Source organism: Zobellella denitrificans (assembly GCF_002237365.1).
Taxonomy (GTDB): domain Bacteria; phylum Pseudomonadota; class Gammaproteobacteria; order Enterobacterales; family Aeromonadaceae; genus Oceanimonas; species Oceanimonas denitrificans.
Genome location: NZ_NMUO01000206.1, coordinates 1 through 723, shown reverse-complemented (window position 1 = coordinate 723; position 723 = coordinate 1). Strand labels below are relative to the sequence as shown.

Here is a 723-nt window from a genome sequence, read left to right as displayed (position 1 = left end):
GGGGGGGGGCAGACCTCCAGGCGCCCGGGCCGGTCGGAGCCGATGAGCAGGAGGTGCTGTCGGACAAGGCGGTAGCCGACAAGGCGGCGGCAGGGCGCAGGGCCGAGATGGGCTTCGACGACATGCTGACCCGGCTGGATCAGGCCCTGGCGGGGGAGAACGGCCCGCGCCTGGCCGAGGTGATCCGCCGCCAGTTTCCGGTGGCACTGATCGACGAATTCCAGGACACGGACCCGCTTCAGTACCGCATCTTCGACGCCATCTACCGGGTGGCCGACAACGGCGCCGACCGGGGCCTGTTCATGATCGGCGATCCCAAGCAGGCCATCTACGCCTTTCGCGGCGCCGACATCCATACCTACCTGGCGGCGCGCGCCGCCACCGAGGGCCGGCACTACAGCCTGGACACCAACTTCCGCTCCTCCGAGGCCATGGTGGACGCGGTCAACCGGCTGTTCGAGCGGGCCGAGCAGCACCCCGAGGGCGCCTTCCTGTTCCGCCAGGGCGGGCAAAACCCGCTGCCCTTCGTGCCGGTCGCGGCCCGGGGCCGGCACCGCAGGCCGCGGGGTTTCCCCGCCCCCGCGGGCACAGGAGGCGCCCCCCGGGGGGCGGTCTGCCCCCCCGGCGCCGCGGGTGGCCCCGGCCCCCACGTGCCCGGGGGGGCGGCGGACGGGGGTCCGGCGGGCCACGCCGGCCCCGGCGGCTGGCACGGCAGCTAGCGAG

At 75.0% G+C, this 723-nt stretch carries 1 protein-coding gene; it reads left to right on the top strand.

Annotated elements, in window-relative coordinates; genetic code table 11:
* Positions 1-719 (top strand): UvrD-helicase domain-containing protein (locus tag CGX12_RS19390; RefSeq protein ID WP_254918362.1); only part of this gene is annotated, 719 nt, incomplete at its 5' end.
* Positions 720-723: the final 4 nt, after the last annotated feature.